Here is a 22,529-nt window from a genome sequence, read left to right as displayed (position 1 = left end):
ATATGGGGAGGATGAACATTGAAGACCATTGATTTTTGCGTAAATGGAAAGGACGTTTCGGTAACATGCAGTCCGACAAAGATTTTACTCGATGTGCTGCGGGAAGATGCGGGACTAACAGGCAGCAAAGAATGCTGTGGAAAAGGAGAATGCGGTTCCTGTACGGTTCTGCTGAACGATGTACCCGTCTGTTCATGTTTAGTGCTTGCAGGACAAGTTCAAGGAGAACGGGTGGTCACGGTAGAAGGAATCGGAACGAAAGGAAATATGGATTCCGTACAGCAAGCGTTTGTTGATGAAGGGGCGACCCAGTGCGGATATTGTACACCGGGACTGATTGTGGCTTCACGAGCTTATTTAACTTCTATCGGCCATGTTCCGGGGCTCGATGAAATTAAACGGGCACTTGGCGGAAATCTTTGCAGGTGTACAGGCTATACAAAAATACTTAAAGCAGTACAGACAGCGGCCTCCCGGCAGTTTTCAGCACGTGAACTCTAGGATGCCTTCCGTCTCGGCCATCCTGCTCGCCGCCGGCCGCTCATCCAGAATGGGTACATTAAAAGCTCTGCTTCCATGGAGAGAGACCTCACTCGTTCGCTACCAAACCGAAACATTGTTAAACGCCGGAATAGACGACATTGCAGTCATACTGGGGTATAAGGCTTCAGAGCTGTCAAAGGAACTCAGCTCTTACAACGTAAAAACAGTCATAAACAAAGCCTATGAATCTGGGAAATGCTCGTCCATCAAAGCAGGAATGGCAGGTTTAAGCCCCTCTTCTACAGGCGTAGTCATTGCTGCGGTGGATCAGCCGCTCTCGCTGAACGTCATCAGGCAGCTGTACAAGTTTCACGGTGAACAGCCTGTCTCAATCATTATCCCTGCCTTTAATGGAAAACGCGGACATCCCCTGCTTATACCAGAGCAATTTTATCCAGAGCTTTGCAGCATCAGCGAACAAACACAGGGACTCCGCCATTTCCTCAGCAACCGTCAGAACGAAATTGCGACTGTGGAAATCAATGAACCAAGTATTCTTTTAAACTTAAATGAGCAAGCCGACTACCAATCAGCCTGTTGGGAGGATTCGTAATGTTTGTATCAGAGATTGATATGCTGTCACCACGCTCTTTAAAGGAATGTCTTTATATCCTGGAGAACGAAAAAGCAAGCCTTCGCCTTTTAGCCGGGGGAACAGACGCCGTCGTCCGCATGAAGGAAGGAAAGTGGCGTCCGGATTGCTGGGTAAGCCTTAAACATGTTGAAGAACTCCGTTTTATTACGATACAGAAGGATGAGATTCAGATCGGACCTATGACGACTCATTCTGAAATCATCGCTTCCCCTCTCCTGCAGGCACATGCCGATGTTCTTGTACAGGCCTGTCAGGAAATCGGAGCAGCACAGATGCAGAACATGGGGACCCTCGGAGGAAATATTGCGACAGCCTCCCCTGCGGGTGATACGATTCCTGCTTTATATGCACTTGGAGCGGTTATTGAGCTTACTTCATTATCCGGAAAACGAGAGATGGATGTGGAGGACTTCTTTATCGGTCCAGGAAAAACCGCAGCTAATCCTAATGAAATCATCACTAAAATTGCGTTCAATGTCCGAGATAAAAATGACATCGGTATCTTTCAAAAGCTCGGTCCGCGGAAGGCTCAATCGATCTCGATTGTCAATGTTGCGGTTACGCTTTCCATGAAGGAAGGAACAAACCAGTGTACTGGCGGCCGTATAGCTTTCGGTTCGGCTGGTCCAACAGCCATACGGGCGAGAAAGTGCGAGGCACTGCTGACACTCGGTGCACTGACGAATGAAATGATCGCCAACATTGGTAAAGTGGCCTGGAAGGAAGTCATGCCGATCTCTGACATCCGCGCTTCTGCTTCTTATCGCAGAGATATGGCTAGCGCACTTCTCGAACGCGGACTATATCGTTTAATGAAAAGGTGGGCAGAAGATGGAAAACAGTCATTATAAGTACGTGGGAAAGCGGATTCCCAGGATAGACGGCCCTGAAAAGGTGACAGGCGAACTGAAGTATATGACGGATTATCATTTTGAGAATATGGTCTGGGGAAAAGTACTCCGCTCATCTTTTCCTTACGCACGCATCAAACATATCGATATTTCAAAAGCCAAAGAATTTCCAGGCGTTATTGCGGTCTTAACGCATAAAGATATTCCCGGATTTAACGGTTTTGGCATCGTCGTTCCTGACCAGCCCGTCCTCGCAAGCGATGTGGTCCGGTGTACAGGGGATGCCGTCGCGCTCGTCGCGGCGGAAACTCTGGAGATTGCTGAACACGCCCTTTCGCTGATCCATGTTGATTACGAACCCCTCTCCCCTGTTACCGATGCTGATTTTGCGATGACAGACAGCGCGCCCTTGCTCCACGAGGGCGGGAATATCCATAGCCACGTAACGATAAAAAACGGAGACACAGAAAAGGCCTTTGCAGAAGCAGATATTATTCTTGAAAACACCTTCTATTCCCCGCGCCAGATGCATGCCTTTATTGAAACAGAAGGCGGCTGGGGTGTTGTGGAGCCGGACGGGATGCTCACGATCCGCTGTCCGGGGCAATACGCCTATAGAGACCGTCTTCAGATTGCCCGCGCCCTGGCATTGAACCCGGCAAGAATTCGTGTGGTCTCTAATCCGATTGGCGGGGCGTTTGGTGGAAAAGACGAGATTACGGTTCAGATCTATTTGGCCCTCCTTGCGCTTCATACGGGAGGACGCCCGGTAAAAATACATTTAAACCGGGAAGAATCCGTTATTGCAGGCATTAAACGCCATCCCTTTAAAGTTCAGATGAAGACCGCCGCCAAAAGTGACGGAACGGTTATTGCCAACCAGGTTCGTGCGGTAGCCGACACGGGGGCATATGCTTCATTGGGCGGTGCCGTCATCGCACTGGCCATTGAACATTGCTGCGGCCCTTATAAGGTTCCCAATGTTGATCTCGAAGGATTTTGTGTTTATACCAATAATGGCATTTCAGGGGCGTTCAGAGGCTTTGGGGTCAATCAAGTATGTGCTGCCATCGAAACACACATGGACATGCTTGCTGAGAAGCTCGATCTTGATCCCATTGAACTTCGTAAAAAGAACGTCTATCAAAAAGGCGATACATCGAGTATAGGGCATGTACTGAAAACAAGCGTCGGTACACTCCAAACACTGGAGACTGCGGAAAATTGCGAGCTCTGGAAGAATCGTAATCTCCATAAACAGAACATCACCGAACCTTGGAAAAAACGCGGAATCGGAATAGCCACCTCCTTTCATGCAGTCGGCATGGGAATCGGCCTCCCGGATTATGGAGCGGCTACCCTCGAGCTGATGCCTGATGGAACCTTTAAAGTCGGGGTCGGATGCGAGGATATTGGAGGAGGGAACAGTACCGTCTATGCGCAGGTTGCAGCAGAGCTGTTAAATTGTGACATTAAAAACATCTCAGTCGTCCAGGGAGACACCGCAGAAACCATCGACAGCGGAACGGTGACCGCATCCCGTTCTACCTACACTGGCGGTAAAGCAATTGCCGCAGCCGCTCCCAATATGATCCGCCTTTTAACAGAAGCCGCAGCAGAGTTTAAAAATGTCTTGCCTGAAAATGTGCTGATCGGCGAAAACGAAATGTATGTTTTGGAAGAGGACAATGAGCACATTGTTTCCTACAGGGACATATACCATTATCTCTATGAAAAGCACCGGCCTGTAAAAGTGGAAGGCCATTATATGCTTCCAAAAGAAAAGGAAGAGATCAAAGGCTCGGGCGGAGCACCTCACCATCTGTATGGCTATTTAACGCACGTCGTTCTTGTGGAAGTGGATACCTTGACGGGAGAAACAGACGTGCTCCGGGTTGTTTCTATTCCCGATGCCGGCAAAGTTCTGAATCCTCAGGGGCTTGAGGGACAGGCAGAAGGCGGAGCCGTTATGGGAATCGGTTATACCTTGTATGAAGACGTTCTCATGGAAGCGGGGTATCACAAGACCACGAATTTCACGAATTACATCCTTCCTACGATCCGGGAAACACCGTTCATTGAAACAATTCCAGTCGAAAGTGCAGAAGAAACCGGCCCTTTTGGAGCGAAAGGAATCGGTGAAGTGGTGATGATTCCGATTATTGCGGCCATTACAAACGCAATCTATGATGCTGCCGGAATCCGGATTCAGCATCTCCCTGCTACTCCCGAACGAATTTTCACAGCACTTAAAGAGAAACAAACCACAACTCCGCGGGAAATAAGAAATGAATAAAATGGAACTGTACGAAAAACTCTCAACAGCCATCACACAGAAAAGACGTGTCTCTCTTCTAACAATTACTGCTGCCGGCCGAGCCGAAATGGTCGGTAAGCGCATGCTTTTCTTTTCACAGGATGAATTCTATCCCGAAGCAGGTCTTGACATGAAACTCGCCTTTCAGCTCGCTGAGATCTGCTTCCCCTTTTTCCTCCAACAACATACGCGATCCGTAACATTTGAGAGTCATGATGAAACCGTCAGGGTGTTTCATGAAGCATTTGCCCCGCCACCGCATTTAATCATCGCCGGTGCTGGACATGTCGCAGAGCCCGTTGCACAAATGGGCAAGATGCTAGGTTTCTATACGTCAGTCATTGATGATCGGCAAGAATTTGCCCGCAAAGAACGTTTTCCATTTTCTGATAACGTTTGCTGCCAATCCTTCCATTCGTATTTCAAGTCTGTTCCTCTCAATGACTCCACCTATATTCTCCTGCTAACGAGAGGGCATCAATTCGACGTACTCAGTCTGCAGCAGCTGCTAGCCAGAAACGAAAAACCAGCGTATATTGGCATGATTGGAAGCAGACGGAGAATCGCAGGAGTCTTTGAACAGCTTCGTGCTGATTTTCCAAATGAAACCTTTGCCAATCTATATACACCTGTCGGGCTGGATATTGGAGCGGAGACACCGGAAGAAATCGCCGTCAGTATTTTTGCAGAGATCCTTGCCGTAAAAAAAGGCAAAACCGGTGCTCCACTCAGCTCTACAATCCGTGAACTGGCGAAAATAGGTTTTAGAAAGGGCAAAAAAGATGAAAGAAAATGAATTTATTCACACCATACAAAACATCTTTAACACCGGCAATACTGCTGCATTAGCAACGATCGTCCGTACAAGAGGCTCGACCCCCAGAAAGGCCGGATCCAAAATGATTGTCTATCAAACAGGGGCCATTACGGGTACAGTCGGCGGAGGCTGCGGAGAAGGTGAAGTGATCGAAAAAGCACTGGAAGTGATCAACACAGGCCTTCCTGTCATCCATGTGGTAGATTTAACAAGCGGACTTCTTTACGAGGATGGAGGCATCTGCGGAGGAATCATGGATGTATTCATTGAACCGCTGCTATAAAAGAACAGGAGAATATTCCTGTTTTTTTGTTCATAGGATGTACAAATTAACCTGTCTCACCCCATGTGCAGCGTTTCTACTTTCATCTTTAAAATGAACCTTCCCTTTTTTCCGGTTAATTGATTGGTCTATGGATCCTCAAATGAAGAAAAGGGGTGTTTTCCATGTCAGCGGCAGGAAAAAGCACATCAGGCAAAAGCTCATCTCTGGACAGATTTTTTAAGTTAACTGAAAGAAAGACGAACACAAAGACTGAAATCCTCGCAGGAATTACGACCTTCCTTACCATGAGCTACATTATTTTTGTCAATCCCTCCATTTTGGCCGACGCCGGAATTCCGAAAGAAGCCGCTCTCGCAGCCACCATTTACGGCAGTGTTTTCTGTACGCTGTTAATGGCTCTTTGGGCAAACTTTCCGGTAGCTGTAGCACCAGGCATGGGATTGAATGCATTTTTCACATATACGGTCGTGCTGGGTGCCGGTTTAACATGGCAGACAGCGCTTGGTGCCGTGTTCATTTCCGGAATGGTGTTTTTCTTGTTAACGATCACCGGTGTCCGGCAGAAAATTGTTGACGGAGTTCCTGCACTATTAAAATCATCGATAAGTGTCGGAATCGGATTGTTTATTGCCTTTATCGGACTGAAAAACTCTGGTATCGTAGTTTCCAATAAAGAAACCTTTGTGAGCTTAGGCCAGATTACTGAAACAGGCCCGCTGCTCGCACTGTTCGGACTTCTTGCGGCATCTTTTTTAATGGCGAAGAAAAAGAAGGGTGCTTTGCTGATCAGTATTTTGCTTACGACCGTTGTCGCTATGATTACAGGCTTTATTGACTATCCGCATGCTGCAAAAGATGTAGCCTCCTTTTCCCTTCCGAGCCTTTCTGATACCTTCCTGGCGATGGATCTGAAAGGTGCATTCGCTTATGGCATCCTATCGATTTTATTCTCTTTTACCATTGTTGAACTGTTCGATAACCTCGCAACATTAATCGGCCTTTCCAGCAAAGCCGGTCTGGCAGATGAAAACGGAAAAATAGAAAACCTGGACCGTGCCCTTCAGGCAGATGCCATTGGTACGATGGCCAGTGCAGCCATGGGCGGAACAGTCATGAATGCCTATGTTGAAAACGCCACGGGTATTTCAGAAGGCGGGCGTACCGGGCTTACAGCTTTAACTGCCGGAATTCTGTTCTTTTTGACGCTCCTCTTTGCCCCTTTGATTGCTTTTGTCCCATCAGTAGCCACAGCGCCCATCTTAATTTTGGTCGGTGCCCTGATGCTCAGTGAAATCAAAGCAATCAGCTTTAATGATTATACCGATGTAATACCTGCTTTTCTTACCATAATTCTCATGCCTTTAACCTTCAGTATCGCCCAGGGGCTGGCTTTCGGCTTCATCTCTTACACCATACTAAAACTAACGACCGGCAAGCATAAGGAATTACATTGGATGATGTACTTGATCAGTATTGCGTTTATTATCAACTTTATTTGGGGAAGCCATTAAAGAAGAATGCTTAGAAACGGGCCGGGATTAAGCAGATTTCCCGGCCAATTCTCAAAAAAAGCAGATCGAAAGGGGCTCAAATAATGAATTTGAATCAAAAATCGCTTTCTGCACGACTGGACGCCGCTTCTAAACGAGTCCCTGCCGACCTGGTCATCAAAAACGGCAAAATTATTGATGTGTTCAGCCTTACCTTGATTGAAGCCGATGTCGCAATATCAGATGGAGTGATCGTTGGGATTGGTGAATATCAGGGAAAAAATGAAATGGATGCAAATGGTGCATACATATGCCCTGGACTCATTGATGGCCATGTACATATTGAATCATCCATGGTTACTCCTCAGGAATTTGCCAGCGTCGTCGTTCCTCATGGCGTCACCACTGTCATTGCTGATCCTCACGAAATCGCCAATGTCAGCGGCAGAGAAGGCATTGAATATATGATGAAAACATCTCAGCAGCTGCCGCTTGATGTCTATATTTCACTTCCTTCCTGTGTACCGGCTACACCATTTGAACATGCTGGAGCAGAACTTACCGCGTCCGATCTTGCACCCTTCTACGCTCATCCACAGGTGATCGGTTTAGGTGAGGTCATGAACTATCCGGCTGTTTTTCAAGGTGAAAATGACATGATAACAAAATTGTCAGATGCGTCGTTCCATGATAAGCACATCGACGGACATGCTTCCGGTGTCCCTGCAGATGGAATCAATGTATATATGGCAGCTGGAATTCGAACCGACCATGAATGTGTGACACCCCAGGAAGCAAAAGACAGGCTGATGAGAGGGATGTATGTCATGCTAAGGGAAGGCTCGGCTGCCAGGGATCTTGCCGTACTTCTTGACGCAGTGAATGAGAGGAACGCCCGCAGATGTTTGTTTGTAACGGATGACAAGCATCTGGATGATCTAATCGAAAACGGAAGCATTGACCATAATATCAGACTGACAATTGAAAAGGGATTTGACCCTTTACTTGCCATTCAGATGGCCAGTCTTAATGCAGCCGAATGCTTTGGCCTAAAACAAAAGGGGGCCGTCGCTCCCGGATATGATGCGGACCTTATCCTTTTATCTGATCTTACAAGCTTTAAAATTCAAGAAGTTTATAAAAGCGGAAAGAAAGTGGCTGCAGAAGGCAGAATGCTTCCCTATAAAAAAATGGCCGCTACCGCCTCACCTGCCATTACTAACAGCGTTCAGCTTCACCCGGTCTCCAGCAACTCACTGGCCATTCCTATGAAAAACAATGGGACTGCAAACATCATTAAAATTATTCCAAACAGTATTGTAACGAAACATCTGAAAGAAAAAGTCAGTACTTCTGACGGCAGCTTCGTAATTGATGTGAACAGAGACCAGCTAAAACTGGTTGTTGCTGAACGCCACCACTTGACTGGAAACATTGGATGCGGAATTCTTAAAGGCCTTGGAATAACATCAGGAGCCATCGTATCCACTGTTGCCCATGATTCACACAACATTGTTGCTGCTGGGACAAGTGACAGCGACCTATTAAAAGCGATTGAGATTATGGTTGAAATGAAGGGCGGCCTGGCTGTCATCGAGAATGGTGAAGTACTTGCTTCCCTCCCGCTTCCGATCGCCGGCCTCATGTCAGACAAGAGCCATACGGATGTCTATCAGAAGCTGCTCGAAATCAATACAGCATTAAAGCAGATTGGATTTGCACATGATTATAACCCTTTTTTGACGTTATCCTTTCTGGCTCTTCCCGTTATACCTGAACTAAAGCTTACTGATATGGGATTGTTCGATGTGATAACATTTCAGCACATACCAATTGAACGAAAAGATTCAAATTAGCACCTTCTTATCACATTCTGTCTAAATTCCGATAAATGAAAAAGCTGGTTTCCGGCCGAATTCTTACGCCTAAAAACCAGCTTTTAGCTTTTTCTAATATTCCATTTCATCCTCTTGCAGCGACGATTGCAAAGTATTCATTAAATCATAATAATCATCAGGCTTTTCAAATTGATCGGGCGCCCAGTTCTGTTGGATCCAGGAGGCCACTTCCGGTGCACTTTGAAAAACCTGTCCTGTTGTATCACTGTCTCGAACGGTATATATGTTGTTATCTACATCGATTGTTACATCACAAGGAAAGGCTCCATCTTTTTTGTACAAAGAGTACTCCATGGCAAATACCTCCTCCTTCAATAGGATAATTAAGTTATACCCTGTTTGTCTCACTTTTATGTTATTCCATTGGGTTGTTTCGAATAATGAATAATCTATCCGCGTACCCTATAAATGTCTTACTTTAAGGAGGCCTTATGAAAAAGAAACAGCAAAAAACAGATGAAGCAATAACCAATGCACCAGATGAAAAAGAGTTTAGCATCGCTACAGGATTGAATTCAAAACATCCACTGGGGTCTGACGCTTATGCCCCGGGAGATTCTGTGGACGAACATAAAAATTTAGAAAGCGCCAACCTTTATTTAGATGAAGGAGAAATTAGTCAACAGAACAATAATCTATAACAGCTTGATAATCTCCTTAGCAATATATAACGCAACTCCCCAAATTAAGATAGCGGACAAGCGGTTTATGAACAAAAGCCGCTTCCCGTTTCCATCCCGTTCTCCAATCCACTTTCCTGCAAAAGCCAAACCGATAAACCACACCCAGGAAACGGATATACACGCTATTGTAAAACCCAATTTCTCTGCTCCGCTATACACAATTGAGCTTGTCCCGATTACGCCTGCTGTATCCAACAGAGCATGCGGATTTAATAGAGATACCGACGCCGCAAAGGTCACTTGTTTCTTCATGGGAAGGGGCGCTGCTTCACTGCTTTTTGATGGCTTACTTCTCCAAACGGACCAGCCCATGAACAGCAAGAAAAAAAATCCTCCCACAAATAGAATCATTTTAAGCCAAGAAAAACTTAAGATCAGCAATGAAACACCAAAAACAGCCAGCAGGATGAGGACTGTATCACAGATAGAAGCCGTTATGATAACAGGCAAAGCTTTTTTAAACTGCTTATGGTTGGCACCTTGATTAAAAACAAACACATTTTGAACTCCTAAAGGAAGTATCAATCCTAACGCCAGCAGAAATCCATGTATGATCGGCTGCATCCTTTTCCCCCATTCCAACAATTTCTCTCTCTAAAATTATGGCATAATTTCTTACCTATCGCAGAAAATAATGGAATGAAAAGGAGGTTTTTTTATGCAAAGTTTATTGCTGAAGATCATCAGCATACCGCTGATTCTTCTTCTGTGCACGTTTTGGTTTGAGAGTGTTACCTTTAACAAACCGCTTCCCTTCTTCATCATTACAATCATCCTTGCGCCGATTGCTGTTTTAATGGAATATGTATTTCTGCCCCGCCTGTCCTTTTGGTCTGTTTTTGCAGCTGACTTCATCGTTTCTTACATTTTGGTTTACGCGATTAGTTCATTAATGTCCGGTGCTTATGTAACATTATGGGGAACTTTTTTAATCGCCCTCACTTTTACATTGGTCGAACTGCTCATTCACAGACAAATCGTGGCTGATCAAATGAGGCATTCTTATAATTGAGGCCTGACTAAAAAAAACTGCCGGAATCTTCGGCAGTTTTTTTATGCCGCAGAGACAAGGAACTCCCTTCTCCAGACGGTTCATAAAAGTTGCAGTTTTTCCCCGGCTTGCCTACAATTACGGTGATTAGGTTATTATTCTAAAAAAGAAAGAGGTTATTCGATGCGTACGATGCCTTTAGCAAAACGAGAAATCACATCTAGCCGTCTAGCATTAGGGTGTATGGGCTTTGGCGGCAATTGGGACCGCAGCCCCATCTCCGACGAAGAAATCTTAAAAACCGAAAAAGCAATTGATGCCGCACTTTCTTCAGGCATAACGATGTTTGATCATGCCAACATCTATACGATGGGTAAAGCTGAAGAAGCATTTGGGCATGTGTTAAAGGGAAATCCAGACCTACGCGACAAAATGGTCATTCAAAGTAAATGCGGAATCCGCTTTGCTGATGATATCGGTCCTGGCCGGTATGATTTTTCTAAAGAACACATTTTGGGTTCAGTGGATGAAATTTTGCAAAGGCTTACGATTGACCATTTGGACATTCTCCTTCTTCACCGCCCTGATCCTCTAATGGAGCCTGAAGAGGTAGCAGAAGCCTTTCAGCAGCTAAAATCCTCCGGGAAAGTCCGCCATTTCGGTGTTTCAAATATGAACAAAGCGCAAATCCAGCTTCTTGAAGCCTATTCAGACGAGCGCTTGATCGTTAACCAATTGGAGATGAGTTTAAATAAGCTTGATTTTGTCGATCAAGGCGTACATGTTAACCAACAGGCTGGAACGTCTGTCCATTTTGCTGATGGTTTGATTGAACATTGCATGCGGGAAGATATTCAGATTCAAGCTTGGTCTCCTCTAGCTCAAGGAATTTTTTCAGGGAACAGCTCGTTGGAATTGTCTGTAGCAGAAGCGAAGACCAAAGAATTAGTAGCAAAAATGGCCGCTGAAAAAGGAACCACTCTTGAAGCAATTGTCCTTGGCTGGCTCATGAGGCACCCGGCGAAAATTCAGCCAGTTATTGGTACGACCAACGTTCAGCGCATTAAAGACGCTGTAGATGCTGTCCGACAGACCGAAATGATGACACGCGAAGAATGGTATGAGCTTTATGTTTCTTCCAGAGGAAATAAACTTCCATAAAAAGAGAACGGCCAGACTCAGGATTAACCTGGAGTCTGGCTTTGTTCTTCTACGCCTCTCTCTTTATCCAAAACTACTTCTCTTTGCATGGTTTCATGCTTTTTCAGATCATGTTCAAGACGTCTCACCTTTTTTCTCAACTGAACCACCTTTAAGATGCCAAAAAAGCCGACGGTCAATCCGCCAAAGGCAGCCGATCCTAAAATAATAAGGACAAGCGGCCATTTTACCGTTCCAAAAATATAATTAAATTCTACATCATTGCCATTTACTACGGCAAAAACGGCGATCAACAGGGCAAAAAGTAAACCGAATATCAAATATCCTTGTGCCTTCATGATCTCAGCCTCCTTAGCACTCCTATTCCCCATTTCCTTATATTTTAAATAAAAAAGTGAATAAATCCTTAACTTGCTTGATAAAAAGTTTAAACCATGTTACAGTGATAACAGTTATTTTTGTTCGGTACATGACTTCTTCGCAGCGGTTTGCGTCTTGAATGATATTTGAGCAGGAATAGTAATAAATCGTGGGATTATCCACACAGGAGGAACATCATATGTTACAAGGTAAAGTTAAATGGTTTAACGCAGAAAAAGGTTTCGGCTTCATCGAAGTTGAAGGCCAAGACGATGTATTCGTACACTTCTCTGCAATTCAAGGCGACGGTTTCAAATCTCTTGAAGAAGGTCAAGATGTAACTTTTGAAATCACTGAAGGTGCTCGCGGACCTCAAGCTGCTAACGTTCAAAAGTAAGTGTGACTATAAAAGACTCCTGATTTCAGGAGTCTTTTTTTTATTTTACTTTTTTCATAAAAGATTTTATTTCTTTAATAAGCTCATGTGGAGATTCGTACATTCCCATATGGCCGGTTTCCTTTAAAAGGATCTGTGTAATCATCTCACCGGAAACTGAAAAGGTTTTTTCAGAAGGAATAACTTGATCACTGTCGCCTGCCACCAGGAGAACCGGCATTTTTGCTGATTGAATGACATCATTCCGGTTTGGGCGGTTCTTCATCGCAACCAGTGCACATATGGCTCCTTCTGCAGGAGTATCATAGCCAATATCCTTCGCTCTGTTTATTCTGCTTTTCTGTTGAGTTCCAGCAGCGAAAAGTTTCGGAACGAGCTGATCGATGACCCCATCCATTCCAACTTCTTTAATCTGGGCAATCTTCTCGTCTCTCCCCTTCCTGCCTGCTTCATCATCAGGAAAAGCAGTTGAATGAATAAGTGAAAAACCATTCAGCCTGTTACTTTGATGGTCTGCAAAAGCTAATGTGATATATCCTCCTAAAGAATGGCCAAACATCGTTACCTTTTCTAGCCCTAGATGCTGGAGTAAATCTTTAATATCTTCGGAAAGATCTTCTACCGCGCACGCTGATTCACTTATCGATGATTTCCCATGACCTCGCAAATCGGGAGCGATCACTCTATAATCCTTTACCAGCTCAGGAATGACTTCCTCCCAATACTGATGGCTGCCGCAAAATCCATGAAGCAACACCATTGGATCTCCTTTACCCTCATCGATATAGGACATTTTTACAGATCTAAGGTTTGCTGTTTTTAATTTCAAGGCTACTCCACTCCTTCTGTATGTACTCTTATCTTTTACCTATTATTCAAGCTTTCAAACTAGAGGATCCATGATCTTGATCTTTTGCCTAATAAAAAAAACGCATGGTTTTTCACCATGCGCCTTAAATTTCATCAGGTTTTTTAAGCTTTTTGTTCACTGCCGCTTTCTTTTACCTGCTGTTTCAATACATCGTTCATCCATTACATCTTCCGCATTTTAATGCCGGAAACTGAATGATTTTTTTCTTTTTCTAAAATCAAATGAGCCCTGTACTTCGTAGGAAGAATGTTTTCACGCAAGTTTAATCCATTGATGGTGTTCCAAATATTCAACGCGAACTGGATGGCATCATCATCTTTTAAATCAGCATACCGATGGAAATACGAGACCGGGCTTTGGAATGCTGTGTTTCTTAGAATTTTAAATCGCTCAACATACCATTTCTTGATCTCTTCTTCGTCCGCATCAACATAAAGGGAAAAATCAAAAAAGTCAGAGACAAAAATCTGCGGTGTTTGCTTATTCCGTTTTTGTTTCGGAACCTGCAGGACGTTTATTCCCTCCACAATAACAATATCAGGCTCTGATATCGTCTGTACCCGGTCAGGCAAAATATCATATTCCAAGTGGGAATAAATTGGAGCCTCAACGGCTCGCTTGCCTGATTTTAGTTCGGATAAAAAATGAATAAGACCTTTAAGATCATAGCTCTCCGGAAATCCCTTCCGCCCCATAAGCCCCTTTTGCTCCAGGACAGCATTGGGAAATAAAAAGCCATCCGTCGTTACGAGCTCGACTTTCGGTGTATTCGGCCACCTTGAAAGAAGCGCCTGAATGATTCTTGATGTCGTGCTTTTTCCGACGGCTACGCTCCCCGCAATCCCTATAATGAATGGCGGCTTTTTTATTTGTTTTCTCAAAAAAGCATTGGACTGCTGATGCAGCTGCTGTGAGGATGTGACATACAGGTTCAGCAGCCGGCAAAGCGGCAAATAGATGGAGGACACCTCATCTAGAGAAACGTTTTCGTTGATTCCCTGAAGCTCCGATATCTCCCACTCCGTTAACGGCTGTATATCGGCCGAATACAGGCTCGCCCACTCGTTTCTTGAAAAAGAAAGATAAGGCGAGAGCGACTCATTCTCTAACATCATCTGGCTCATTGCTGGCATCTCCTTTTTGGATCACTATGTTTAATATTCTATATAAACGGTCATAGGATACTCATACATTTAAAAGTTCTTTCTATCGCTTTACAATGTTAACACAATTTTAAAGATAAGATAACCTGATTGTAAACCCAAACGACTTAAATAAGAAAGCGTTTTCTTTCAAAAATGTAAAAAGGACCTCCTATAATAGGAGATACCTTTTTTATCCATAATCTTTTATTTGCGAAAGAAACGTTTTTTCCAAAAAATAAAGGAGACGAGGCCTGAAAGTGTAAACGCCAAGCATAGACTTACGAAAAATGCATGGGGATACTTTTGAAACGGCAAAGGAATATTCATGCCATAAAAGCTCGCGACCATGGTGGGAAGAGCGAGAATGATTGTAATGGAAGTTAAGAACCGCATCTCCACGTTCAGGTTATTCGAAATAACCGAAGAAAAAGCATCCATTAAGCTTTTCAAGATATTTCGATAAATCAGGCTCATCTCAATCGCCTGTTTATTTTCAATAATAACGTCCTCAAGAAGATCCTTATCCTCTTCATACATCTTCAGATAGCTGACTTTCAATAACTTCTCAAGCACAGCATCATTCGACTTAAGTGAGGTGGCAAAATAAACTAGGGACTTTTCAAGTCTGAGCAGCTCAAATAAATCTTCATTCTTCAATGATTCTCTCAGTTCATTTTCGATCTGCTCCGTTTTCCGGTTAATCTGGCGCAGGTACCGCAAATAGTAAGTTGCGATCATTTGAAGCAGCTGAAAGACAAAGCGGGTTTTCTTATAGGTATAAAAATTCTTGACTTTATGTTTCGCAAACAACTCCAGAATAGGGTTCTCCCTAAGACAAACGGTAATAAAGTGAGAATCAGTTGAAATCATGGCAAGCGGAAACGTATCGTACTGTATTCCATTTTCATCAGAAACAAGAATTGGAAGGTCTACGATAACGCTCACGGTGTTTCCTTCTTTTTCAACCCTGGACCGTTCTTCTTCATCCAAGGCATCTCGTAAAAAATCCGGATCAATTCCAATTTTTTCTACAACCAAATTGATTTCTTCATTGGTAGGTGCAATCAAGTTAATCCAGCACCCTTTTTTGATATCTTCCATCTCTGTCATTTGATTGGCACTGTCAGTGTAATAAACATTTAGCATATGATATACCTCTTACATTCAGTCTATTCCTATAATAAAACAAAACCCTTCAAAAAAGTAAACAAAAGATTTATTTATTTTTCTCTCCTTACCATAACAAACTTCTCTTCTTCCTGCAGGTTTTGTTTGAATCTTTAACATGAGGGGTTACATAAAGACTTTAATTAAAAAGGCCCTCTTTCTTTATGCTAAATCAAGTTCAATGTTTACTTTGAAAAGATCGCCGTCTGCTTCAACGTCCATGCTGCCCTCGTGAAGATCAATAATGGATTTTGCAATCGCCAGCCCCAGTCCAGAGCCTTCTGTATGACGGGAGGTATCTCCGCGCTTGAATCGTTCAAACAATTCTTCTGTGTTGCCTCCCAATTCATATTTCGAGACATTCTTAAAGGAAAGAACGGCTAAATCCTGCCTTTTTTCAACCGCTATATACACCCGCGTGTTCTCAAGAGAATATTTAAGGATATTTCCAATCAAATTATCAAAAACCCGCCAAATTTTCTGTCCATCAACATACGCATCAATCGGCTGTTCGGAAGCAGACATCCTGATTTGGAGCGTTGATTGTTCAATCGCTTCATCGTACTCAGCCAAGGCCTGCTGCAGTAGCTGAACGATATCCACTCTAGCCTTCACAAGTTCAATACTTCCGCTTGCCATCTTGGAAGCTTCAAACAGATCTTCTATCAAAACCTTTAACCGTTTTGACTTTTTATCAATGATCTGCACGTAGGCTTCCCTGCTCTCTCCATCTAGATCAGGGGTCTTTAAAAGCTCTGTATACGTAATAATGGAAGTCAGAGGGGTCCTGAGATCGTGGCTTACATTTGTAATCAGTTCTGTTTTAAGCCGTTCACTCTTTGCCTCCGATTTTTGGAGAGACTTAACTCCATGTTTCAGCGTATTGATATTTCGGGCCAAACCTGCCAGAGCAGAACTCCCTTTCGCTTTTAAATCCGGCTCCATGTTCCCTGCCGCAAGCTCGCTTGAATGGAGGATGATTCTGTTGAAATAAGAGATCTTTTTCAGCGAGAACATCAAAATCGGAACCGTTACGACCATAAATAGAACAAGATATAAACCGACCAGCTGAACATGATATAAAACAAAGCCTACCCCAAATCCGGATGCGAAAATGACGATTAGTAAGATCAAGTATTGAAAAGCAAGACTTCGAAAATGGAAGAACTTCTCTAAATCATGCCAGAAACGATAGGTTAAAGATGTTTTCCAATATCCTTTAGTCCAATCGTTTTCTTTCCACTCGGAAATGAGCCAGATCAGCTGGATGAGGGTCAATCCAGTAATAAAGCTTGCGAATCCAATAGTGATGACCGTATCATCAATCATGCTGGCATAGGTTCCATAAATATTGTAATCAGTCGCAACCCCAAGTGAGATAAAGAACGCAATAGCAGAAATAATCATACAGCCTATTTTTAGATCAACAGGTATTTTTTTATAAAGAGTTATATAAGATGAGTGAGCGATTAACAGCAGCAGCTGATGTTTTTTTGCCAGCCAAATACTGACACATAAAGCGATCAGCCCTGCCGCACTAAAAAGGAAAAAGAAAAGCTGGTTTTTTTTGAACATTTTGTACTGATTATTTATCATGCTGTCGGCTGGCAAAGCCTTCGGGACACCAATTTTCCCTTCTAGAACAGAATGATCATCTGCAAGAATTCCCATGGCTGCTTGTTGTGAATCCCCCTCATCATCTAAAGAAGGCGAAAAATCAGAAATGGACAAGTAGCTATTTTTTTCGCCAGTATAATTTTGAAGGTACAGCATATTCCTGCTTTCCAGCTGTTTGTATGCATCTTCTTTATTAGCCGCTGTTAAATTTGTAAAAACTTCTGCTGTTTCATTGTTTTGCAAATAATATTCAAAAGAAGATTGCCACTGCTGGAATTCTTGTTGAACAGCTTTCTTATTTTCAATAAATTGATCGATTTGCTCTTCTTTTTCTTTCGTTACTTTTTGCTTAACATACTTATCGCTTTCAAAGTTCTTTTGAATGTCTTCAATCTTTTTATCTCTTTGTTTTTTAAAATATGATTCCAGCTTTTTATCATGGTTCGTGTTGGCTTCTTCAAGCTGGGGTCTGAACTGGTTTTGAATGGTTGAAATTTGCTCCGATAAGTCACCATTTCTGTATCGGTATTCCTTTATTTCCTCTTTGGAAACTGTAATTTTACCCTTGAGCTCCTCACTGGTCAGGTTACTCACCTCATAAATATGAAGGTAGCCTAGAAAGGTTTCGAACTCACCCTTAAATTCATCTGTTTCAAAATAACTTTTTCCCATATAAGAATCCCAATGATTCAGAAATGCCAGCGTACCGCTCAATCCTATCGTAAATAGTATCACCCAGGCCACCTGGCCAAGTTTACTTTTCCATCTTGTATCCAATACCCCATACCACCTTTAAATATCTTGGATTTTTCGGATCGATTTCGATCTTTTCCCTGATCTTCCGAATATGTACGGCGACCGTATTTTCTGCATTGTAGCAAGGCTCCTGCCACACCCGCTCATAAATATCATGAATGGAAAACACTCTTCCAGAATGGGACATTAATAGCTCTACAATCTTGTACTCAATAGGGGTCAGCTTTACTGCTTCCCCAAGAACCGCGACTTCCCTTGCTTCTTTATCAAGCGTAAGCCCATTTAGGTTGATAACATTACTTTTGCCTTCATAATTTCCCAATGTCATGTACCTTCGAAGCTGTGATTTCACTCTGGCGATCAGCTCAATCGGATTAAAAGGCTTTGTCATATAATCATCAGCTCCGATCTGAAGACCGAGGATTTTATCGGTATCTTCACTTTTGGCACTCAGCATGATAATGGGGATATTTTTCTGTTCCCTTATTTTAAAGGTTGCTGCTATGCCATCAAGCCGCGGCATCATAATGTCCAGTATGATTAAATGAATGGCTTTTTCATTAAGCTTTTCTATTGCTTCCAGGCCATCTGCCGCCTGGATAACCGTCATCTTTTCATTCTTCAAATAAATTTCTATCGCATCGCGTATTTCTTTTTCATCATCTACAATCAGCACTGTGAATTCGCCCATGGTTTCTCACACTCCTTTCAAAATTATATCATGTTCCTTTTTTGGGATTACCTGTATCTTAACCTGTAAATCTTAACAATCTGCGAGCATAAATCTTAAGACTTTCTTAATATGGAAATTTCAGTTAATCAATGGGGTCCACACACACTATTTGGTTAGGATGGGATTGAATAGCCATTTGAAAAGCTATCCCACCCTCTTTCGTAGAAAAAGACTTGAGGGTCTCTTTCAAGCATCAGTCAGTGATGATACTCTGCGAGGTACATCAAAAGTTGTATTAAGAAAGTTCAAACAAAAGGAGACCCTGTAAATAAGGTCTCCTCGTTTCAGCTAAAGCTTATCGGTAGTTGTCATGTATAGGTTTAAACACATCTTCGTCAGCACTTCTTACGATGGAAAAGTGATCGACATTGTAATGACCGTGAAGGATCTCATTGTGGTGGGCAATGATCTGGTCGGCGTTCAGCGTTTTTGAATTCGTTGTCGAATGCCCTTCTTTTACAAGGGTTACATCAAATCCTTGCACAGTGGCCATCCTTACTGCCGAATCGATGCAATGCTCTGTCTTGCATCCCATAATCACAAGATGCTTCATTTCGTTCGTTCTCAAAAATTCCAGCAGATCTGTGCCATAAAAGGCATTGGTTGCTTTCTTATCAAAAACAGGGGAATCGTCAGGCACATTGATGTCCTTATGAACAAGAAATCCTTTTCCCTCACCAGATGCGACATCCTTATCTCTAACAAACAAGATCGGCACATCTAAGTTCATCGCTTTACCAATGACGTTATTTATCGTTTGGATCAGCTGTTCTTTTTGATAAACTTCTTCATTTTCTTTGTTTCCGTCCAGCAACTCCTGCTGCGCATCAATTACTAGCAAGGCTTGTTTCAAGCAATCATCTCCTCAATTTTTAACTAAACTAAATCTTTCCTTTGTATACGCTGATTTTGGTTTGCCATAAAAAACGCCTCCTTTATCGACATCTGTCTACTATATTCTTTAATAGCCCTCAGTATCCTTCTCACGATTCCAATACCTTCAATTTTTTTTACACAATTAACCTTGAAAATTATGGTAGAGTATAAAGAGATTAATAGAGACGGAGGACAGGAAATGAAATCTTTGCTTTTAGCAGCGGGTTTGGCAGGCTGCCTCGCCATCGGTCTGTGGCCTGCGAATGTTGCACATGCTGCGGAAACGACGGATATCCAGGAAAAATGTACCTCATTCGGCATTTTAAAAAAAGGAACCAATCCCAGTTTTCAGCATATGAACTGTTTGCTGACAAACGCAGCACTCCAAGCCGGCATACCACCGGAGATCGTGAAGGCTGTTGCCTCAAAAGAAAACAATGGATGGAAGCAGTTCGATAAAAAGGGGCAGCCCGTCATCTCACATGATAATGGCATTGGTATTATGCAGATTACCGTTCCGAAAAACTATGATCCTGTAAAACTAGAAAAGCTAAAATATAGCATTCTGTACAACATAGATTTCGGCGTTAACCTTCTTGCCTCTAAGTATAAGAATTCCGAGTTGCCTGCTGTACTGCCAAAAGAAAAGAGTGTGCTTGAATCATGGTACTTTGCAATCATGGCCTACAATGGCATTAAACCAATGAATAGCCCGCTTGTTCAAAAAACAGGAAAGCCGAATACAGGTGCTTACCAGGAGAAAGTAATGTCTCTGTTGAATGCGGACAGTTTCTTAGGGGATACAAACCTCCAAAAACCAGTGTTCTCAACAAATAATTTTCAATATGATCCAACCAAATCTGACAATATTAAGTTTATAAAAAAATCTTACAGCATAACCAAAAGGCTTCATGCTTCAAGATATTTAATGAAGAAGAATGATAAAGCCATTACTAGCTGGGATGATCCTTCATTCACACACGTGAAGATAAGAAAAGCTCCAACGACAGAAAGCTCTTCTAAATACATAAAAAAAAATACCCCTTTAACGATCACTGGCAGCTTTAAGTATGATGAAACACCAAAGAGCATCAATCAGTTTGTCTGGTTTCCTGTAATTGTTCCGGGTGAAAAGGGCACATGGTATATCTCATCAGCTTACATTACCAAAGCAATGTCCAAGCCTTCTGTCAATCCAGTCGATGATAATGATACAAGTCTTTCAGGTAAAGCACCAAAGGGCATGAAGGTAACAGTCAAAAAGGGGAGCAAAACAATCATCGCCAAAAATGCTGACTCAAAAGGTGTTTTTAATCTTGTTATTCCTAAACAAAAAGCCGGAACCATACTATCTGTAACCTATCAAGACAGCTTGAATGCGGTTAGTCCTGCTTTCTCCGTTAAAGTCGCTGATAAGACAGCACCTTCTGCTCCAAAGGTTTCTGCCATCACCTCAAAAACAACAATGGTAGGCGGCTCAGCAGAAGCATACTCTACCGTTCTAGTAAAGAAAGGTAAGATAACGCTTGGCAAGAACACTGCTGACAAATACGGAAAATTTAATGTGAAGATGAAAGCTCAAAAAACAGGTACAATTCTTTCCGTTACAGCAACCGACAAAGCAAAGAACACAAGCAATGCTAGTACTTATAAAGTTAAAAAATAAGCAGATAAAAAAGCTGATCTCTTCGTGAGGATCAGCTTTTTCTATAATTACGCCCGTTTACGTTCGGGCCGTTCCTTGTTTCGGTGAGCGGATGTTTTTTTGCTTCTGCGGTTACGTTCCTCCACCATTCTCAGTGTAAGCATGGCAAAGCTGATCATTAAGGACAATACCTTATACACCGCCATCAACAACATCCTCCCTTTTAAAATGGGATTGTCATTTTACTTTGGAACGGTTACATTTTTTTCTTCTTTTTGACTAGCTTCTTTTCTGGATTCCATACCCAAATAAAGTAAACCATTCCCTTCCCCTTTTTTGGTTAGTCCAATGGATTGTGTATTTTTACAAAGCTGGGCATAAATCTCTGGATCAGTGAGTTCCCTACCAAATTCGGCTTCTTCTTTTAAAATCAGTACAGCTAATGCACCTGAAACGTGCGGAGTTGCCATGGAGGTTCCTGACAGCTTGGCATACTTTTCACCTGGATACGTGGAAAGCACGTTTACGCCGGGTGCTACTAAATCAATCTCATCGTTCGTATTCGAAAACTCCGCCAAATGTTTTTGTTCATCCACTGCGCCTACTTGCACGACTTCTTTATAATAGCCTGGATAAGCATGCTCATCTGAGCTCTCACTTGAATCTCCTTCATTTCCAGCCGCGCAGACAACCATCACATTGTTGGCGGTAGCATTCTTGATTGCCTCATGCATTTCAGGTACATCGTCAGGCCCACCCAGGGACATGGACATCACCCTTACTCTTTCTCCATTTTCCCCTCGCCATTCTACAGCGTAGTTAATGGCCTCAATGATTCCCTGGTAGCTTCCGCTTCCATCAGCGCCGAGCACTCGAAGAATTAAAAGTTTCGCCTCTGGTGATACTCCTGCAACTCCAAGCTTATTAATGGATGCTGCTATCGTACCAGCAACATGCGTCCCATGATAGTGTCCATCCAAATAGTCTTCTGGATCATCGCTGGTAAAATTCCTCCCCCCGATGACACGGTCTTTTAAATCAGGATGATTTATATCACAGCCTGTATCAAGAACAGCAACGACAACATCTTTTCCCTTATATCCCTGATCCCACGCCGCAGGAGCGTTGATCATTTGTATACCATACGGAATTTCTTCACCGGCAGTCTGCAGCACTTCTTCTAACTTAAAAGGAATTAAACGAACTTCACTCATAAGTCCTTCCTCCTTTATATAGGTGATGATGCAACAGGTAAAGATGCAATAAACATTGAAAAGTGACAGGGAGCGGTAAGTCGTAATAAGCTATGCCTTTAAAAGAATCTGGAATA

General features: G+C 42.9%; 24 protein-coding genes. 13 read left to right on the top strand and 11 right to left on the bottom strand.

Annotated elements, in window-relative coordinates; genetic code table 11:
- Positions 1-18 precede the first annotated feature (18 nt).
- From LCY76_RS07970 to ade, 8 genes are all read left to right on the top strand, one after another.
- Entirely contained in the window at positions 19-501 is a 483-nt protein-coding gene (locus LCY76_RS07970) for a (2Fe-2S)-binding protein (RefSeq protein ID WP_248252192.1), read from the top strand.
- On the top strand, positions 491-1,096 hold the full coding sequence (locus tag LCY76_RS07965; protein ID WP_248252191.1) for a nucleotidyltransferase family protein: 606 nt from the start codon (positions 491-493) through the stop codon (positions 1,094-1,096). The genes LCY76_RS07970 and LCY76_RS07965 overlap by 11 nt, the downstream gene beginning before the upstream one ends.
- Positions 1,096-1,989 (top strand): FAD binding domain-containing protein, encoded by an 894-nt coding sequence (locus LCY76_RS07960; protein WP_248252190.1) that lies wholly within the window; start codon positions 1,096-1,098, stop codon positions 1,987-1,989. Before LCY76_RS07965 ends, LCY76_RS07960 begins: the two co-directional genes overlap by 1 nt.
- Positions 1,970-4,285 carry a xanthine dehydrogenase family protein molybdopterin-binding subunit gene (locus tag LCY76_RS07955; RefSeq protein ID WP_248252189.1) on the top strand — a complete coding sequence of 772 codons (2,316 nt, stop codon included), beginning with the start codon at positions 1,970-1,972 and terminating at the stop codon, positions 4,283-4,285. The genes LCY76_RS07960 and LCY76_RS07955 overlap by 20 nt, the downstream gene beginning before the upstream one ends.
- Positions 4,278-5,102, top strand: a complete 825-nt coding sequence (locus LCY76_RS07950; RefSeq protein ID WP_248252188.1) for an XdhC family protein — start codon at positions 4,278-4,280, stop codon at positions 5,100-5,102. The genes LCY76_RS07955 and LCY76_RS07950 overlap by 8 nt, the downstream gene beginning before the upstream one ends.
- Positions 5,089-5,406: an XdhC family protein gene (locus LCY76_RS07945; protein ID WP_248252187.1), complete on the top strand. Its 318-nt coding sequence runs from the start codon at positions 5,089-5,091 to the stop codon at positions 5,404-5,406. The genes LCY76_RS07950 and LCY76_RS07945 overlap by 14 nt, the downstream gene beginning before the upstream one ends.
- Before the next feature lie 164 nt (positions 5,407-5,570).
- Positions 5,571-6,920, top strand: coding sequence for an NCS2 family permease (locus tag LCY76_RS07940; RefSeq protein WP_248252186.1), 1,350 nt, complete (start codon positions 5,571-5,573; stop codon positions 6,918-6,920).
- 83 nt (positions 6,921-7,003) lie between these two features.
- Positions 7,004-8,755: an adenine deaminase gene (gene ade / locus LCY76_RS07935; protein ID WP_248252185.1), complete on the top strand. Its 1,752-nt coding sequence runs from the start codon at positions 7,004-7,006 to the stop codon at positions 8,753-8,755.
- Positions 8,756-8,848: 93 nt separating this feature from the next.
- Here the strand turns inward: ade and LCY76_RS07930 are convergent, their stop codons facing one another.
- A complete protein-coding gene (locus tag LCY76_RS07930; RefSeq protein ID WP_053354957.1) occupies positions 8,849-9,091 on the bottom strand; it encodes a hypothetical protein in 243 nt (80 codons plus the stop codon).
- A gap of 137 nt (positions 9,092-9,228) precedes the next feature.
- Here LCY76_RS07930 and LCY76_RS07925 point away from each other — a divergent pair, with 137 nt between their 5' ends.
- Positions 9,229-9,438: a hypothetical protein gene (locus tag LCY76_RS07925; protein WP_053354958.1), complete on the top strand. Its 210-nt coding sequence runs from the start codon at positions 9,229-9,231 to the stop codon at positions 9,436-9,438.
- Here LCY76_RS07925 and LCY76_RS07920 read toward each other — a convergent pair.
- Positions 9,433-10,044, bottom strand: coding sequence for a LysE/ArgO family amino acid transporter (locus LCY76_RS07920; protein WP_248252184.1), 612 nt, complete (start codon positions 10,042-10,044; stop codon positions 9,433-9,435). The two genes, LCY76_RS07925 and LCY76_RS07920, sit on opposite strands and share 6 nt — an antisense overlap.
- 94 nt (positions 10,045-10,138) lie before the next feature.
- Between LCY76_RS07920 and LCY76_RS07915 the strand changes: the two genes are divergently transcribed.
- Both LCY76_RS07915 and LCY76_RS07910 read left to right on the top strand, forming a co-directional pair.
- Positions 10,139-10,492, top strand: coding sequence for a DUF2512 family protein (locus tag LCY76_RS07915; RefSeq protein ID WP_248252183.1), 354 nt, complete (start codon positions 10,139-10,141; stop codon positions 10,490-10,492).
- A gap of 162 nt (positions 10,493-10,654) precedes the next feature.
- Positions 10,655-11,632, top strand: a complete 978-nt coding sequence (locus LCY76_RS07910; protein ID WP_248252182.1) for an aldo/keto reductase — start codon at positions 10,655-10,657, stop codon at positions 11,630-11,632.
- 23 nt (positions 11,633-11,655) lie between these two features.
- On the opposite strand, the gene LCY76_RS07905 is transcribed toward LCY76_RS07910, so the two are convergent.
- Positions 11,656-11,970, bottom strand: coding sequence for a LapA family protein (locus LCY76_RS07905; RefSeq protein WP_248252181.1), 315 nt, complete (start codon positions 11,968-11,970; stop codon positions 11,656-11,658).
- Positions 11,971-12,191: 221 nt separating this feature from the next.
- Here LCY76_RS07905 and cspD point away from each other — a divergent pair, with 221 nt between their 5' ends.
- The gene (gene cspD / locus LCY76_RS07900; RefSeq protein ID WP_053354963.1) at positions 12,192-12,389 is read left to right on the top strand and encodes a cold-shock protein CspD; all 198 of its coding nucleotides are present in this window, start codon (positions 12,192-12,194) and stop codon (positions 12,387-12,389) included.
- A gap of 40 nt (positions 12,390-12,429) precedes the next feature.
- Here the strand turns inward: cspD and LCY76_RS07895 are convergent, their stop codons facing one another.
- The 6 genes from LCY76_RS07895 to LCY76_RS07870 all read right to left on the bottom strand — a co-directional run bounded on the left by LCY76_RS07895 (position 12,430) and on the right by LCY76_RS07870 (position 19,531).
- Entirely contained in the window at positions 12,430-13,218 is a 789-nt protein-coding gene (locus LCY76_RS07895) for an alpha/beta fold hydrolase (protein WP_248252180.1), read from the bottom strand.
- A 203-nt stretch (positions 13,219-13,421) separates the two neighbouring features.
- Complete coding sequence (gene coaA, locus LCY76_RS07890; protein ID WP_248252179.1) at positions 13,422-14,384, bottom strand: type I pantothenate kinase; 963 nt, start codon at positions 14,382-14,384, stop codon at positions 13,422-13,424.
- A gap of 225 nt (positions 14,385-14,609) precedes the next feature.
- A complete protein-coding gene (locus LCY76_RS07885; RefSeq protein ID WP_053354965.1) occupies positions 14,610-15,551 on the bottom strand; it encodes a magnesium transporter CorA family protein in 942 nt (313 codons plus the stop codon).
- 183 nt (positions 15,552-15,734) lie between these two features.
- Entirely contained in the window at positions 15,735-17,966 is a 2,232-nt protein-coding gene (locus LCY76_RS07880) for a histidine kinase dimerization/phospho-acceptor domain-containing protein (RefSeq protein WP_248252178.1), read from the bottom strand.
- Positions 17,944-18,636 carry a response regulator transcription factor gene (locus LCY76_RS07875; protein ID WP_248252177.1) on the bottom strand — a complete coding sequence of 231 codons (693 nt, stop codon included), beginning with the start codon at positions 18,634-18,636 and terminating at the stop codon, positions 17,944-17,946. Before LCY76_RS07875 ends, LCY76_RS07880 begins: the two co-directional genes overlap by 23 nt.
- Before the next feature lie 337 nt (positions 18,637-18,973).
- Positions 18,974-19,531 carry an isochorismatase family protein gene (locus tag LCY76_RS07870; protein WP_248252176.1) on the bottom strand — a complete coding sequence of 186 codons (558 nt, stop codon included), beginning with the start codon at positions 19,529-19,531 and terminating at the stop codon, positions 18,974-18,976.
- A 222-nt stretch (positions 19,532-19,753) separates the two neighbouring features.
- Here LCY76_RS07870 and LCY76_RS07865 point away from each other — a divergent pair, with 222 nt between their 5' ends.
- The gene (locus LCY76_RS07865) at positions 19,754-21,220 is read left to right on the top strand and encodes an Ig-like domain-containing protein (protein ID WP_248252175.1); all 1,467 of its coding nucleotides are present in this window, start codon (positions 19,754-19,756) and stop codon (positions 21,218-21,220) included.
- A 47-nt stretch (positions 21,221-21,267) separates the two neighbouring features.
- Here the strand turns inward: LCY76_RS07865 and LCY76_RS07860 are convergent, their stop codons facing one another.
- Together LCY76_RS07860 and LCY76_RS07855 are read right to left on the bottom strand one after the other, a co-directional pair.
- Entirely contained in the window at positions 21,268-21,405 is a 138-nt protein-coding gene (locus LCY76_RS07860; RefSeq protein ID WP_156316231.1) for a hypothetical protein, read from the bottom strand.
- A 36-nt stretch (positions 21,406-21,441) separates the two neighbouring features.
- Positions 21,442-22,413 (bottom strand): S8 family peptidase, encoded by a 972-nt coding sequence (locus LCY76_RS07855; RefSeq protein WP_248252174.1) that lies wholly within the window; start codon positions 22,411-22,413, stop codon positions 21,442-21,444.
- Between the last annotated feature and the right edge of the window lie 116 nt (positions 22,414-22,529).

Source organism: Fictibacillus marinisediminis (assembly GCF_023149135.1).
In the GTDB taxonomy this organism is placed as follows: Bacteria; Bacillota; Bacilli; order Bacillales; family Fictibacillaceae; genus Fictibacillus_C; species Fictibacillus_C marinisediminis.
This window is presented reverse-complemented; position numbering and strand designations above follow the sequence as displayed.